11 protein-coding genes are annotated in these 16,003 nt (G+C 67.4%); 1 reads left to right on the top strand and 10 read right to left on the bottom strand.

Annotation, left to right across the window (positions count from 1 at the left end; all coding sequences use genetic code 11):
- Positions 1-969: a hypothetical protein gene (locus ABD210_RS23635; RefSeq protein WP_344114243.1), complete on the bottom strand. Its 969-nt coding sequence runs from the start codon at positions 967-969 to the stop codon at positions 1-3.
- A gap of 300 nt (positions 970-1,269) precedes the next feature.
- On the opposite strand from ABD210_RS23635, the gene ABD210_RS23630 reads away from it, so the two are divergent.
- Positions 1,270-1,542 (top strand): YciI family protein, encoded by a 273-nt coding sequence (locus tag ABD210_RS23630; RefSeq protein ID WP_344114242.1) that lies wholly within the window; start codon positions 1,270-1,272, stop codon positions 1,540-1,542.
- A 66-nt stretch (positions 1,543-1,608) separates the two neighbouring features.
- Here the strand turns inward: ABD210_RS23630 and ABD210_RS23625 are convergent, their stop codons facing one another.
- The 9 genes from ABD210_RS23625 to ABD210_RS23585 form a co-directional block, all read right to left on the bottom strand.
- Positions 1,609-3,765, bottom strand: a complete 2,157-nt coding sequence (locus ABD210_RS23625) for a sensor histidine kinase (RefSeq protein WP_344114240.1) — start codon at positions 3,763-3,765, stop codon at positions 1,609-1,611.
- Between the two features lie 460 nt (positions 3,766-4,225).
- Positions 4,226-6,106, bottom strand: coding sequence for a YyaL domain-containing protein (locus ABD210_RS23620; RefSeq protein WP_344114238.1), 1,881 nt, complete (start codon positions 6,104-6,106; stop codon positions 4,226-4,228).
- Positions 6,097-8,589, bottom strand: coding sequence for a glycoside hydrolase family 2 protein (locus tag ABD210_RS23615; protein WP_344114237.1), 2,493 nt, complete (start codon positions 8,587-8,589; stop codon positions 6,097-6,099). Before ABD210_RS23615 ends, ABD210_RS23620 begins: the two co-directional genes overlap by 10 nt.
- A gap of 1 nt (position 8,590) precedes the next feature.
- Positions 8,591-11,065: an alpha-mannosidase gene (locus tag ABD210_RS23610; protein WP_344114235.1), complete on the bottom strand. Its 2,475-nt coding sequence runs from the start codon at positions 11,063-11,065 to the stop codon at positions 8,591-8,593.
- A gap of 16 nt (positions 11,066-11,081) precedes the next feature.
- A complete protein-coding gene (locus tag ABD210_RS23605) occupies positions 11,082-11,678 on the bottom strand; it encodes a D-sedoheptulose-7-phosphate isomerase (RefSeq protein WP_344114233.1) in 597 nt (198 codons plus the stop codon).
- Positions 11,675-12,628, bottom strand: coding sequence for an ROK family protein (locus ABD210_RS23600; RefSeq protein ID WP_344114232.1), 954 nt, complete (start codon positions 12,626-12,628; stop codon positions 11,675-11,677). The genes ABD210_RS23605 and ABD210_RS23600 overlap by 4 nt, the downstream gene beginning before the upstream one ends.
- A gap of 10 nt (positions 12,629-12,638) precedes the next feature.
- Positions 12,639-13,553 carry a carbohydrate ABC transporter permease gene (locus tag ABD210_RS23595; RefSeq protein WP_344114231.1) on the bottom strand — a complete coding sequence of 305 codons (915 nt, stop codon included), beginning with the start codon at positions 13,551-13,553 and terminating at the stop codon, positions 12,639-12,641.
- Positions 13,554-13,556: 3 nt separating this feature from the next.
- Complete coding sequence (locus tag ABD210_RS23590) at positions 13,557-14,537, bottom strand: carbohydrate ABC transporter permease (protein ID WP_344114230.1); 981 nt, start codon at positions 14,535-14,537, stop codon at positions 13,557-13,559.
- A 3-nt stretch (positions 14,538-14,540) separates the two neighbouring features.
- A complete protein-coding gene (locus ABD210_RS23585) occupies positions 14,541-15,908 on the bottom strand; it encodes an extracellular solute-binding protein (protein WP_344114228.1) in 1,368 nt (455 codons plus the stop codon).
- Positions 15,909-16,003 lie beyond the last annotated feature (95 nt).

The following is a 16,003-nucleotide window of genomic DNA, read 5'->3' as shown; positions in this document are numbered from 1 at the left end:
CTAGCCCCTGGCGTTGGCGGCGAAGAGGTCGTTCAAGGTGACCACGTACCACGTGCCGCGGTGGAAGGCGTGGAGTGTGTCGCCTCGAAACGTGTAGCGCAAGCCCTGTGCCTCGGTGCCATCAGGCATCACAATCCGGCACTGGGAGCCGAATGTCTCGACACCTTCCCGAGTGATCCGAATTGGCGTCACCAAGTCGTACTCCGGTCCCCAACCGCCCAGGAATGCGCCCTCACCGCCACGCATCAGAAGACCGTGGGCCGAACGATGGGGAGCCACCCCGAGATCTACTGCCTTGCCATCTGCGATGGAGATGAGATGGAAGTCGGTGTAGGGACAGATGTACGCGCGCTCCGCATGCACGTTCAGGGTGTAGCAGTCGAACACCGGTGGAAGCCCGGCGTTGATCGGGTAGAGCCAGTCGGGGCTGAGGTCCGGCGTGAAGCGGGCCAGTCCATGCCCTTGCGGGCCGCTTCCCCCCAATGCTTCGTCGAAGTAGCCGACCCACACGCTGCCTGCCGGCGTGGTCATCAATTCTTCGATTGCGTCGCCCAGATCTCCGGTCAAAAGAAGCTCGCCACCGTCACTCCACACCTCCGCATTTGGTGCAGCTCCGTCTGATCGCCGCGCGGCCGCGAGGAGCAACCTGCCCTCCGGCAAAGACTGAACAAACCACACCCGCAGGTCCGACTTGACCTCGACAGCCGTCGCAATGTCGCTCCCACCTACATGCGAAGTCACCTGCTTACGCCTCGCATCGCGGGAGTGGCGCCAAACCGCGTAGGCCATACCTTCCGGTCCAACGCCGACGGCCTCGGGCTCATCCGGCCACTCAGATCGATCGGTCGGCTCCAGATAGCCGTGATGTGTGAGCGGCAGGACGGGCAGCTTGAGAACCTCCAACCGCCGCTTGAGACTCCGGCGATCACGTTTCGCGTGAGACCTAGGCATCGCCACATCATCCGACATCGTGCGATTGGCCTCGCGCGTATCTGCTCTATGCGCGGCCGAGTCGGTCAGCCAGGCGACCTCGGCCCAGTCGGGGTCTCGATCCGCCGGTTGCCGTATCAGGGCGTCGATCCTGCCGCCTCGGTTCCTCGGCTGACAGGGCACGGCCCGATCTTTTGAGCGCGAATCCGGTCCTTCTGGGCAGACGCCAATGCTAGTGAGTCGGCCCGCCGTCGTATCGACGAGGTCGTTCGACCGCGAGGATCTGGCTGACGACGAGAATTGGGCAGCCGATGACGCTCTCCCACTTGGAGGAACAACGTGAAGTACGTGGTGCTCTACGACTCTGCCTCAGACGTGCTGACGACGGCACCGGTCCACTTCCCAGCGCACAAGGCCCGGCTGGACGACTTCCACGCCCGTGGGCTGCTGTTGATGGTCGGCACCTTCGCAAACCCCGTGGAGGAGGGCTCGATGGCGATCTTCAGCACCAGGGAGGGCGCTGAAGACTTCGTGAAGGGCGACCCGTTCGTCGTGAACGGGGTCGTCCAGTCGTGGACCATCCGCGAGTGGAACGAGATCCTCACGCCGTGAGCAATGAGCGGCCACATCCGGCGTTCACGATGCCGAACCGTCCGGTGACCGCAGCTGCCAGTGCCTCTACGGCTCGGGCGACACTGCGCTGTTCGGGCGTTCGAGCGGGATCTCGACCAGCAGGGTGGTGCCGTCGCCGGCCGGGCTGATCACCTGGAGTGTGCCGCCGAGCGCTTCGATTCGATCGCTGAGCCCGAGCAGTCCTGACCCCTGGCCGGGGTCGGCTCCGCCGATCCCGTCGTCGCGAATCGCCAGCCGCAGGATCTCTTCGTGGGTGTCGAGGTCGACTCGTACGACGGAGGCCTGTGCGTGCTTGGCGACGTTGGTCAACGCTTCTGAGACGACGTAGTACGCCGCGACCTCGACTAGCTCTGGCAGCCGTCGCTCGGTGTCCAGGTTGAGCTCGACCGGTAACACCGAACGGCGGCACAGTGCAGTGATTGCCGGCTTCAGACCGCCCTCAGACAGGATCGCGGGATGAATCCCGCGGGAGATCTCCCGCAACTCGTCGAACACACTGACCAGTCCGTCGGCAACGCGCGACAACAAGCCCTCGAGCTCGCTGAGCTGTAGAGGTGCCCCCGCCTGTGCTCCGCGCACCTCCAACCCGAGCGAAACGAGCCGCTGCTGGATGCCATCGTGCAGATCGCGCTCGATCCGCCTGCGCATCTCGTCGGCGGCGGCGACGATCCGCGCACGGGAGGCGGCGAGAGCCTCGCGGCTGGCCGTGTTCGCGATCGCCGTCGCCATCAGCTCCGTGAAGTTGGCGAGGCGGGCCTCCGTGTCCGCCGGCAGCGACTGCTCCGGCCCGGCGCTTGCTGTCATCACACCCCAGAGGCGGCCGTCGACGATGATCGGCGTCCCGATCGAGGTGTGGAGTCCTCCCTCGCGGATCGCGGCAGCGAGCGGCCCGGGGGCATCGGCATAGCTGTCGATCCGGGCCGCTTGGCCGGTCTGCGCGACCATCGTGCTGACGTTCTTCCCGTCGAGGGGCCACCGGCGGCCAACGGGGAACCGGTCGACTACCTGGCTCGACGTCGCCACGTTGGTCATCGTCCCGTCGGACTCGTAGCGGCCCATGGCCGCGAACGTGACGGGAAGCAGTTGTGCGACTTCCTCGACGACCGCCGCGAACAGCTGCTCCGGAGGTGTTCCGCGCGCCACGAGGGTCGCGACCCGCCGCAACGCCGCCTGCTCCTCAGCCAGCCGGGCGAGCTCGCCGCGGTTCTCCGCGTTCGCGATCGCTGTCGCGACGAGCTCCGTGAAGCCGGTAAGTCGGGATTCGGTGTCCCGGGGGAGCACCTCGTCAGTCTGCTTCGAGTGGACGAACAGAGCGCCCCACAACCGCCCCTCGACGACGATAGGGCTGCCGACCGACGACCTGATCCCGAGTTCCTCGCGAACGAACGCGGCGATGCGCCCAGGAACGCTGTCGTAGTCGTCTATCCGGACGGATCGACCCGTCCTCGAGATCGTCGATGCAAGATCGCCCCCTTCGAGCGGCCAGGGACCCGGGACCAATGGGTGCTCGCCTTCGGCGGCCCAGGCAGCCAGGACAGTCAACTTGTCATCGCCCTCGTAACGGGCCATCCCGGCGAGATGCGCGCCGAGTGCCCTTCCAGCCTCCTCGCTGACCGCCGCGAACAGCTCGGCCGGCGATGTCCCTCGCGCCACCAGCGTCGCGACCCGCCGCAAGGCGGCCTGCTCTTCGGCCAGCCGGGCGAGCGCGGCGCGGCTCTCCGCGTTCGCAATCGCTGTCGCCACCAGTTCCGTGAAAGACGCCAGGCGCGCCTCGGTATCCGCGTGCAGCGACTGCTCCAGGGTCGAACCGGCGGCCATCACCCCCCACAGGTGGCCCTCGACGATGATCGGCGTTCCGACGGCTGAGCCGATCCCGTCCTCGCGCGCTGAGTCACCGAGTGGCCCGGAGGAATTGGCAAAGCTGTCGATCCGGGCCGGTCGACCGGTGTCGTACACCATCGTGCTGATGTTCTTTCCCCCGAGGCTCCACCGGCGGCCGGCGGGAAATTGGTCGACTGACCTGCCCGAGGCGGCGAGGATAGTCATCGTCGCGTCGGCCTCGTAGCGGCCCAGATGCGCGTATTCGACGGAAAGCAGGCGGCCGGCCTCCTTGGTGACCGCCGCGAACACCTCCTCCGGCGGCGTTCCGCGTGCGACCAGCGTCGCAACCCGCCGCAACGCCGCCTGTTCCTCAGCCAGCACACGGAACTCCTCACCGCTCAACGGTGCTCGCCATCCCCTCGCGACCGCGCGCCACAAGCAAGGGGGCCAAGCGACGCCACCACCCACGCCCAAGAGATCGACCGCTCCGGGGGAGATCTCCCGCAGGACCCGGCGCAGCAGGTACACCAGTCTCCGCCACGATCAACGCGACGGCGACCACGATCCACAACACGAGGAGAGTCGACATCTTGCGCATCCAGCAGGTGACCCGCACACGCGTGCGCATCGATTGCAACCGTACGCCTGCCTGGCCACTACGTGAACGCCGCGCGCAACGGACGCCACACGCTCCGCTCCTCGTCACGCTGGGCGACCTCAGCGGCCGCGACCAGACGTCGGCCTGCTGTCGCAGCCGGGGCCCGGGCGGCGCGGAGATGGCCAGCCGGCGATTGAGCCGCCCCGCAACCGTCACAACCTCGTCGCCGAGTTGCGCGGCGGATTACCAGTCGAGGGTGGCCAGGCTTGGGTTGGTCAGGACGTCTTCGCAGGCGAGTAGCAACAGACCGATGCACCAGGAGTGGGAGAGGGTGAGGATTGCGCCGGGTGGGCCGAAGCATTCGGTTTGGTAGTACCGCTCTGTGACCATGCCACGGCGGGCGTTGAAGTCGCCGTTGCGGCGGGCAACGAATTGGCGGAAGCAGCGGAGGTGTTCGGCGGCGGAGTTGGCGTAGCTGTCGTCGCCGGTCAGGGTGGACAGGGCGACCAGTTCGGGTGTGCAGATCAGGCCGTAGTTGTGGAGGTGCTGGTTCGACGGGCTGGCCTGGTCTGCGCCTCGGGTGCGGAAGCCGTACGAGCCGAGGATGGTGTCGCTCGGGAAGCTGACGTCGTAGCTGTAGCGGAAGGTCAGCATCCAGTCGGCCGCCGCGCGCGCGAGCTCCAGCCAACGGTCCGACGGATCTATCCGGTGCAGGGCGACATACGCGATGACGGCCGCGTAGCCGTCCTCGGATGTCGGGGCAAGGTCCACGTCCTCCGGTGCACCGCACAACGTGCCGTTCCGCACGTAGGAGGCGTAGTAAGCGCCACCAAGCCGGGCCGCCTGTAGGTACCGGTCGTCGCCGAACAGCTCGTAAGCCTCGGCCATCGCGGCGATCCAGCTCAAGCCCGCGGCACCCAGCCGGGACAACACCTGGCCGGTCTCGAGGTGGTAAAGGCTGCCGAAGTTGCCCTCGGCATCTTGTGCGCTCAACCCGGCCTCGAGATTGCTGAGCGCCGCCTGCCGCCAGACCGGGTGGTCGATCGGTTCTGCGACAAGGGCGCGCACCGTGAACAAGGTCGCCTCGGCCAGCGTGCGCGCATGCAGGCCACCGGGCACTGGTGTCCACGACTGCCTCCAGCCGTGCTCGGCGTACCAGACGCCCCAGAAGGTGCCGCCCGGCGTGAGGTTGGCCGTGATGTTGTCGATCACGGCCGTTCCCGCCTCGACGTACGTCGGGTTGTCGACGCGGCGGCCGTGTCGCAACAGAGCATGCGCATACGGGATGCCGCTGACCCAGGCGACATGCATTGCCAGCCGGTCACCCCGGTCGCCGAGATCGCCGGCCAGCTCGCGGTCGAAGAGGGCGGTCTCGATGAGTACCGCAGGATCCGGCCGATAGTGCCACCGCCACAATCCGTACGACGTAAGCACCGCGGCTGTGGTTATGTCGACCCACGGCTGGACCGGTGGCGCGGTACGACGTACGCGCTCGCGGAGTCCGCGCAGTACGGGGGCGTAGCTGGCTCGGTCGGCGGGCAGCGTCCACAGTCCGAGCCGCAGCTCGTGGGATTCGCCTGGCTGCCAGCTATGCGCCGCAGCCAAAGGTGCGACCCCTCGTGGTTCGCCGGTGTAGCTGAAGGGCTCCTCCCGGTAAGGCAGGCTGACCCAGACGGAAGGGGGCCGATCCGGTCCGGCGCCGAGGCCGAGGCCGCTCAGGCCAAGGGAGGTGTCGGCGTCCACCTCCAGCGCGACGCCACCGGAAGCGCCCCAGCCGAACACGATGGGCGTGGCGGCCCGGTCCGCGCGGAACGACCAGCGGTCCGCCACCAGTTTCTCGGCGTCTTCCTCACCTGGCGCATACCGGGGATAGAGCCGGGCGCATGCCGGGTCGCGGTTGTCCCCGTAGAAGAGGCCCGGAATCAACCAGTACGGGTCCTGCTCGGCAGGGACCTCCGCCCCGACCCGGATGCGCGCGTCGACCGGTGCAGGGCCGTCATACGAGACCTGAAGGCGGAGCTCCTGTTCCCACTCGTCTGCCGGCGAGATCTCCAGCTCGAGTTGCCAGCCGACCTGGTCGAGCAGAGCCCCGTCGGGCCCCTCGATGGTTACATTCACCTGCACTGGATCAACCTTTCGGCGTGAGCGAGTCCGAGGCCGTCGACGCTGACGAGACGATCGCCGCTGGCCCCGTGCCAACTGAGGGAGAGCGTGCGTTCCTCGCCTGGCAGCAGAACGAAGCCGCTGTCGGAGCAGTGCAGCCAGCCGTCAGCGTCGGAGTCGCCGCCGCGGTAAGGCCGTCCATCGAGGATCCGGACGAACGGCGCGACCACCCCAGCGAGGTTGCGGACTGCCAGTCGCCCATCCTCGTACTGCGTATCCAGCACAGCCCGGCCATCCAGGAGTCGGGCCAAGTCGGGGGAGCCGGTCAGGACGTAGCGCCGCACAGCCCGTACGGCGCCCGCAGCCAACTGGACATCCACGATGAAAGGTCCAGGGGGTGTGGGCGCGCAGAGTTCGCCGGCCATCACCGTGCCGCCGGCAAGTTCCACGTCCTTCACAGTCGCTGAGGCAAGTTCTTCACCATCGAACGAGAGCAGCCGAGCCGTGATGGTGGCGGGACCCATGGACTCCTCCGTCAACGCCCACAACGGCAGCCTGATCTCGCCGAAACCGGCCCAGCTCTGGCGAGAGCAGACCGCCCCGACCAGGACGGGCCGGTACGCCGCCGCGACCCCGAAGTACGCGGGTTTCGGTTCACCGGCATGGGTGATTGCCGCCGTACACCAGGCATTCGGATACGGCTCGTTGAACTGCCAGGGCAACGTGCCTACGCAGCGTGGTGCACGGCGACGGTGGGCTTCCACCGCGTACGACAGGCCGTCGCGCTGGAGGAACTGGCTGGCCAGGCCGAGCGTGGTGAGGTCATGAAGCCGGCCGCCGAAGGACTTCTGCACAAGGTCCTCGTTGTTCCACCAGCGGCCCAAGTGATCCCAGACCGGCCTCCCGCGAGTAGGCAGCTGCCGCGACGGCTCAGGCACCACCCTGGCGAGCACCCGCGGCGTCGTCATCCCCTCGACGCCGAACTCGCTCAGCAGCTGCGCGCTGCCTGCGTCGTACAGGGCGTAGTGGTCCTGCAGACCCTGGTGTTCCCACGGGCCGTGGACGTCGTGCTGGTTCTCGGGCGCCTGCTCGATCAAGTCAAGCCGGTTCAGGAAGGCCGGCCCTGTTGATGAGGTGGGCAGCCAAAGACGCGTGGGATCGAGTCGGCGGACGACCCCGGAGAGGGCGGCCAGCACCGGAGTAGCGTCGTCGAGCGGTTCGCCCTCGCCGGCCTGGAGCTCGTTGCCGCCGCCCCAGATCGCCAACGACGGATGGTTCCTCAGCCGAGGCACGAGCTGCTCAGCCTGCTCCAGCATCATCGCGACGAAGCCGGCGTCATCCGTGGGCGTCGATGAGATCCCCGAGCTGGACTGGGAGAACTCCTGCCAGACCAGAAGACCACGTCGGTCGCATTCGGCGTAGAAGGCCGGCGTCTCGATCAGCCCGCCGCCCCAGACCCGCAGCAGGTTCGCCCCGGCGTCGGCCGCCAGCCCGAGCAGGTGCTCCAGCCGCGCCCGGCGGGGTACGCCGTAGCTCAGATCCAACGGGACCCAGTTCCAGCCCTTGGCGAAGATCCTGCGTCCGTTGACCTCGACGCCGTACGGCAGGGCATTGTCGGTGGCGCCCTCGGCGCGGAAGAAGCGGAGGTTGCGCAGGCCGATGGTGAGCTCTCGTACGTCGCTGATGGCATCGCCGGCAAGCGCGGTGACCCTCAGCCGGTAGAGGTACGGATCGCCATAGCCGTTGGGCCACCAGAGCCGGGGGTTCTCGACAGTCAGGACGTCGGTCCCGGTCGCCACCAACTCCCCGTCGGCGTCCATCAGTGACAGCACGACATCGTTGCCGGGAGCGTCGAGAGTCACGTCGACCTCGAGCTGCGCACGATCGGCCAGCAGCTGGGTGGAGACGGCGACATCGGTGATCCGCGCTGGGCCGGTGAGCTCGAGGGAGACCTGCTGCCAGATGCCCTGGTGGACCAGCCGCGGGCAGAAATCCCAGCCGTAGGTCATCCGGGCCTTGTGCACTGCCACCTTCGCGGTGAATCCAACCTGCGGCTCGCTGGCCGGCGCGGGCTCCACCACGACGACCAGCAGGTGGTCGGGCTGCGAACGGAGGTGGGAACTGACGTCGAAGCGGGCCTCGACGAACATGCCGTCCACCCGGCCCAGCTCCTCGCCGTCCAGGTAGACGATGCCGCTGTGGTCGACACCGTCCAGGCAGAGCCACGCCCGCTGACCCGGCCCGGGTGGTTCCAACCGGAACTCGTGCCGATAGGCCCAGTGGCGGTCCGAGACCCATTCGATCGCGCGGGTATTCAGGCCGACGTACGGGTCCGGTACTGCGCCGGCCCGCCACAGGTCGTCGGCCACGCTGCCCGGGACCTGGGCCGGCATCCACGCGTCGGGCTCGCGCAGCGGCCCGTCCGCCCAGACGCGGTGATGCCGCCACTCGTCCCCGAGGAAGCCCCGGACCCGCCAGGGGGACCGGTCGAGCGGGATCCGCACGTCAGTGGATGACGCCGGGCGGCGGCTTGGCGGGATCCCACTCGAGCAGGTCGACCTCGACGACCGGGTCGTCGGCGGAAGGGGCGATCCGCAGGGTCTTGATCTCGCTCGGACGGAAGGTCGTGTCGAACCGGCGACCCAGGAACTCGACGGTCACCTCGGCAGCACGGCCGGTGGTCTCGTAGCCGCGCAGCACGGCGGCGCCGCTGTCGTCCTCGTCCTTCTTCAGCACCGAGAAGACGACCTGGTCAGCGCCCGGACCCTCGACGGACAGGTAGGACTGCTGCTCCGGCAGGGGTCCGCGGTGGAAGCACTCGACCAAGGGCGTCACGGGTTGGTTCAGCACTGCCGCCTTCCGTACGACGCCGGCCGCTCGCCAGTCGCCGGCGTGCGGCTGCAGGCGGTAGCGGAACCGCTGGATGCCCTGGTCCAGGTACTCATACACGCCGTCGTCCGCCAGCTGACGCGGGTCGTGCCAGGCATAGACGGGTGAACGCACGCAGGTCATCGCCAGGACCGGCCGCCCATGCTTGGAACCGTCGACGGCGAAGGAATACTTGCCGTCGTTGAGTAGTGCGACCCCGCCTCCAGCACCTGATACGTCCACCCAGGTGTGGCTCGGGACCTCCTCGCGGTTCTGCTCGCGAACCAGATGACCGTAGGGGATCTCGTGCGTCGCCTCGGCGTCGTCCAGCGCGAACGGGAAGCACAGCTTGAGGGCCTTCAGCTGCTCCCGCCAGTCGATGGTGACCCGTACTTCGACTGCGTCGGAGCCCGCGTCCAGGACGAACTCCTCGACCAGCGTCGACCGGCCGTATGCCGATTCCACCCGGACCAACTGGCGGATCGGCCCGTCGGCGAGCCGGCGTACGGAGGTCACCTCGAAGGCGTCGACGGTGTTCCACAACGAGCGGACGCCGTGGCTCCAGGTGTCGGTGTCGTCGTCGATCACCTGGGCGTGGGCGATCGCGTTGCGTCGGTTCGGCGGCAGCAGGTTCTCGCCGTCGGCAATGCTCAGCGACTTCAGCCAGCCCGTGCGCGGGTCCACCTCTGCGCGGACGATGCCGTTGTCCAGCACGGTGTGGCTCTCGAGCGGCCGACCTGAGTGGTACGACGTGTCGCCCGGGCGCATCGTGTAGAGCTGGTAGCCGAGCGGCGGAAGCTCCGCGGTGAAGGCGACCCGGCGGCGGCCGTTGGCCGTTGCAGCGGATCGCACCTCCTGCAGCTCCAGCGGGCGTCCGTCGAGGCCCTCCGTCAGCGCGATCGCGCCCCGCAGCGGAGCCGGGTACCCCAGCTCGAGCTCAACCGTCGCGCTGACCGGCCAGGCGTGCGGATTGAACACCGCGACCGGGACCATCGCAGGCTCGGCCGGGAGGTCGATCTGCCGGGAGATCGACTGGATGGACCTGTTCGCCAGCCGGGCCGCGATCGACTTGGCCTCGCCGAGCTGATCGCGCGCATCCTCGTACGCGGGCTCGATGGCCGTGCCGGCGGCGATGTCGTGGAACTGGTTGAATAGCACCTGCTTCCACGCGTGACCGAGCTCAGGGGTCGCGTCCGGCATGCCGCCGACCGTGACCGCGATCGTGCTCCACTTCTCCGCAGCCAGCAGCAGCTGCTCGGCCAGCCGGTTCTGCCGCTTGACCTCGGAGTGGGCGGCATAGCAGCCGATAGCGTGCGGCTGGAGCTCCGTCGCGTGCACCGGGATGTCAGCGGCGGTACGGGCCTCGTCGAAGAAGCGCCGCATCGTCGAGGGGAACATGGTCGGGAACAGGTCGCGGGAGGCGAGCTGCTTGATCGACTCGATGTTCTCGATCGTCGGTCCGCCGCCGTGGTTGCCGACGCCGTAGAACACCATCAGCGGCTCGGTCGTCACCGGCAGTTGCTGCAGTGCCTTGGTGACGTGGCCGGAGATCTCGCCGCCGGGCGAGCAGTACTCGTGCGGGATGCGGTAGGCGAGCACCCGCGAGCCGTCCGCCGACTCCCACCAGAACTTCTGCCCGGGCAGCTCGCGCTCGTGGCTCTGCGGGCGCAGGAACGCATAGGAATCGAGCCGGGACTTGCTGAGCAGTTGCGGCAGCGTCGCGTTGTGCCCGAAGGGGTCGACGTTGCAGCCGACGGTCGCGATCACGCCGAGGTGCTCGGCCAGCCAGCGCTGCGAGTAGAGCGCATGCCGGACGAAGGCCTCGCCGCCGGGGAGGTTGCAGTCCGGCTCGACCCACCAGCCGCCGACGATCTCGAACCGGCGCTCCGCGACCCGCTTGCGGATCCGGTCGAACAAAGCCGGATCGTGCTCGGCGATCCAGCTGAAGTAGGCGACGGAGTCGGCAGTGAAGACGTAGTCCGGATATTCGTCCATCCGGTCCAGTGCGGAACGGAAGGTGGCCCGCACTTCTTGGTATCCCTCCTGCCACTGCCAGAGCCACACCGCGTCGATGTGGGCGTTGCCGATCATGTGAAGTGGTCCACGGCTCATGGGTTCTGCAGGTTCCTCAGCTCGGGGAATCGGTGTCGGCCGCCCAGCGGTCGACGAGCTCGCTGATCAGGTGCAGCGCGAGCAGGTGCATCTCCTGGATGCGCGCGGTCTCCACCGCCGGTACTACTACTGCCAAGTCTGCCGCTTCGGCCAAGTCCCGGCCGCGCGTGGAGGTGAAGGCCACCGAGCAGGCGCCCTTGGCACGAGCCGCGGCGAGGCCCTTCACCACGGTCGGCGAAGTGCCCGAGGTGCTGAACCCCACCACTATGTCCGCCGGGCGGACCAGCGCGTTCACCTGGCGCGCGAAGACGTCGTCGTAGGAGTAGTCGTTCGCGATGCAACTCACCACCGCGGCATCGCCGATGAGGGCGACAGCCGGCAGCGGCCGTCGCTCCCGCAGATAGCGGCCGATCAGCTCGCCGACGAGATGCTGCGCATCCGCCGCCGAACCACCATTGCCGTACGTATACAGGACACCGCCCTGCGCCAGCCTGCGGATGAGTTCATCCGCAACAGCCTGTACTGCGGGTAGCTGATCCCGCATCGCCGAGGTGATTTCGACGTGCTGGTCCAGCTGGTCGGCGATCACGCCGTCCACTTGGAGTTGTGTCATGCGCCGCTCTCCAGTTGGTGGTAGGCGATCGCGGCGGCACCGAAGACGCCGACGGCATCGCCGTGATGGCTGAGGACCACGTCGCACGCCTTGGCGGCCGGTGGCATCGCCTGCCGGAGCGCAGCCTCGCGGACGGGATCCAGCAGGTAGCTGCCGGCCCGGGTGACGCCGCCGCCGAGCACGACCAGCTCCGGTTCGCAGATGTTGATGATGACGGCGACCATCCGGCCGAGCATCGCGACGGTCTCGTCCCAGATCTCCCGGGCCAGGCTGTCACCGCTCCGCGCGTGCTCCGCCACGTCTTTTGCGGTGACGACTGGCAACGATGCCAGTGTGGAGTCGGGCCGGCCGCTCAATGCCTCGACGGCCCGCTTCGCGATCGAGGTGCCGGAGACGTAGGCCTCGGCACATCCCCGGGCACCACAACCGCAGTACCTGCCCTGCCAGTCGACCACCACGTGCCCTAGCTCGCCGCCCTGGTTGGCCGAGCCGGTGAACAATTTGCCATCAGCAACGACGCCGCCGCCGAAACCGGTCGACACCGTGAGGTAGACGAGGTTGCGCACATCCCAGCCGCCCCAGCGGTGCTCACCGAGCGCGGCCGCCGTCGCATCGTTCTGCACGTACGTCGGGACGCCGAACTGCGCGTGCACCAACGATCCCAGCGGGACCTCGTCCCAGCCCGGCAGTCCAGGAGGTCCGAGGATCACGCCGTTGAGCGGATCCAGCGGGCCGCCGCAGCCGATGCCGACGGCGGCCAGCTCGGGTTGGCCTGCTTCGGCCAGGGCTTTCCGCGCGAGGTCGACCAGCCGCTCGATCACCGTGGCGGGCCCGTCGGCGACGTGCGTCTCGGTGCTCCGGAATGAGTGCAGCGAACCGTCGGCGGACACGACGCCGGCGGCAAGCTTGGTCCCGCCGACGTCCAGGGCGAGCACGGGGAGTTGCGGCATGACGGAAGGTTCAGCCCTTCTGCGCGGTCGTCGCCACGCCATCGAGGATGTGTCGCTGGCCCAGCGCGAACAGGATGATCATCGGCACGGTCGCGATCACGCTGGCGGCCATCGCGATCTCCCAGTGGTACTCACCGGACAACGCGAACGCGTCGACGAGTTGCTTCAAGCCTCTCGGCATGGTGAAGAACTCGGGGGTCTGCAGGTAGATGAGGGGCTTCATCAGGTCGGACCAGCTGGCCTGGAACTCGAAGATGAACACGATCACGAGGGCGGGCCGGCACAGCGGCAGGGCGATCCGGCGGAAGAGCCCGAGGTAGCCGCAGCCGTCGACGCGGGCGGCTTCGAACAGTTCGCGCGGGATGCCGAGGAAGAACTGCCGGAGCAGGAAGATGTAGAACGCGGAGCCGAACAGGTTCTGCGCCCACAGCGGCACCTGGGTGTCGATGAAACCGAGCTTGTTCCAGATCAGGTAGACCGGGATCATCGTGACCGCGCCGGGCAACATCATGGTGGCCAGGACGAGGCCGAACAGCGGGCCGCGGAACCGGAACCGGAAGTAGGCGAAGCCGAACGCGACGGCAGCGCTGGACAGCGTGACGGTGCCGGCGGCCATGATGCCGACGGTGAGTGAGTTGAACAGCCAGTTCAGCACCGGCGCGGTCTTCCAGACCTCGACGTAGTTCTGCGGCTGGAACACCTCGGGGATCAACCGGTTGTCGAAGACCTGCGACTTGGGCTTCAGCGATGCCGACACCAACCACACCAGCGGGTAGCAGAACGCGAAGGTGGCGACGGTGAGTCCGAGGTAGAACGGGAGCCGCTTCCACCAGCGTGCGTCCGGCCGGTCGGGCGGGGTGGCGGCGGCAGGCGGCTCGACGGCCTGCTCGACCGCTTGCGTGCGGACCAGGGTTGAGTCAGACATCGGTCAGTCCCTCTCGCCCTCGTAGTAGACGTAGCGTTTCCCGATCCGCAGCTGGATCAAGGTGATCGCGAGGATGATCAGGAAGAGCAGCCAGGCCATCGCCGAGGCGTAGCCCATCTTGAAGAACTGGAAGGCGTTCTGGAACAGATAGATCATGTAGACCAGCGATTCGTCTGACGCGGTCGCCTTCTGCTGCGGTCCGTAGAACATCGTGTAGGCCTGGTCGAACATCTGCAGCGCGCCGATGGTGTGGGTGATGATTGTGAAGAACAACGCCCCGGAGATCATCGGCAGCGTGATCCGGGTGAACCGGGTGACCGGTCCGGCACCGTCGATCGCGGCCGCTTCGTACAACTGCTGCGGCACATTCTTCAAGGCGGCGAGGTAGATGACGACACTGCCGCCGACGCTCCACAGGCTGACGATCGCGATCGAGGGTTTCAGCCACGCGGGGTCAGCCGTCCAGTTCGGCCCCTGGATCCCGACCCACCCCAGCACCTGGTTGATCAGGCCTCGCTGCCCGTTCAGCAGCAGCAGGAACATGGCGCTGGCCGCGACCGCCGGCGTCATCACCGGCAGGTAGAACGCGGTCCGGAAGAACCCCGCGGCCCGGCCCACCTTGTGCAGCATCATCGCCAGCGCAAGCGCTACCACGGTTCCGGTCGGGACGAAGATCAGCGCATAGATGAAGGTGTTCATCAGCGACTTGGCGATCTTCGGGTCCTGCACCAGAGTCTGGTAGTTCTCCAGCCCGACGCCGTGCGGCGCGCGGATCATCTCGTAGTCGGTGAACGACAACACCAGACTCGCGATCATCGGACCCGCGGTGAAGACCAGGAACCCGATCACCCAGGGGGAGATGAACATCCAGGCCGCGCGCCCCTCGCCCCGTGCGAGAGGACTGCGCTTGTCCCGCCCGCGGCGGGCGGATCCACCGGATCCACCCACCGCGGTGCGCTCGACCGACTCAACCGTGGCAGCCATCCGTCAGCCCTGTGCGGCCTTGTCGTACGCCGTCTTGGCGTCTTTCTGGGCCTGGTCCAGGGCCGCCTGCGGGGTGGCCTGTCCGGCCAGCGCCTTGGCAACCTGGCTCTTCCACGCCGCGTCGATCTCGGCGCCGGCGGGTGACGGGTTCAGCGCCTTGGCGACGTCCAGGCTGTTGTAGTAGTTGTTGATCGCCTGGTCGAAGCCCGCGTCCCCGGTCGGCTTGAGGTACTTGGCCTTGATCTGCTCGTCCGCGACCTTGTTGCCGGTGAACAACCCGGTGAAGAAGCTCTTGTTCTTCGTGACGGTCTGCATCCTGGCCTCGGCGGCCTTGTTCCAGGTGTCGACCGACGTCAGCGTCTTGGCCCACTTACAGGCCGCGTCGACGTTCTTCGCGCCCTTCGGGATCACCCAAGCTGACCCGCCGACCGTGCTGATCGGCTGACCCTGCCGGTCGGTGAACATGGTCGACTGCAGCTCCAGCCCGTTCTTGCGCGAGTCGAGCAGCACGTTCACGTACCAGTTCTCGATCGGGAACGCGGCGAGCTGGTCCTGGATGAACTGGTTCTTCTCGCCGAACAGGTCGAACGTGTCCCGGAAGGTCTTGAAGTTCGACCAGCCACCCTGGTCATTGACCAGCTTGACCGCGTAGGCCAGCGCCTCGACCGCCTTCGGGTCGTTCAGGTTCGGCTCACCGCCGGGCTTGACCAGCTCCGCGCCGTTGGCCATCGACCACAGCGGGAAGAAGTCCGGCATCTTCGGGTCGAACCCGATCCTGGCTGGCCGGCCCCCCTTGGTCTTGGCCAGCTTCTTCGTGGTCGCTTCGAGCTTGTCCCAGTCGGCGGTCTGGATGTCGGTGGTCGGCACCCCCGCGGACTTGAGCGCCTTGCCGCTGATCAGGTTGACCACGACGGTGTAGAACTCCGGGATGCCGTAGGTCTTGTCCTTCAGCTTGACCGCGTTCATCGCGGCCTCGCGGTACTGACTGGTATCGATTCCATTGTTCTTGATGCAGTCGTCCAACGGCTGGATCGCACCCTTGGCCGCATAGGTGCCGATCAAGTTGCGATCCATGTAAACGACGTCGGGCGGGTTGCCGCTGGAGACGGCGGTGAGGAACTGCTGGGCGTCGAAATCGCCCTTGTTGTTCTTCACCGTGACGGTCGGATACGCCGCCTTGAACGCGTCGATCCGCGACTGCGCCACTTCATCCTCACCGCTGAAACCCATCACGTTCAGCGTGCCGGAGGGGGTGGAGTCGCCTGAGCTGTTCCCGCTCCCGCCGGCATTGTCCTTGGTGCCGACGCCCGCACAGGACGTCACAACCAGCGCGCTGGCAGCCAGCACCACGGGTAGGCGGACGTGCTTCATCGCGTACTCCTTACCTCGACAAGGGGACGATACCGCACAAATGTGGCATCGATGCCACACGTTGGCGAGCACGCTATTTCGTGAGTGGGTTACCG

Source organism: Kribbella alba (assembly GCF_039529635.1).
In the GTDB taxonomy this organism is placed as follows: domain Bacteria; phylum Actinomycetota; class Actinomycetes; order Propionibacteriales; family Kribbellaceae; genus Kribbella; species Kribbella alba.
Note: the sequence above shows the minus strand (reverse complement) of the source record. Positions and strands in the feature narration are given on the sequence as shown.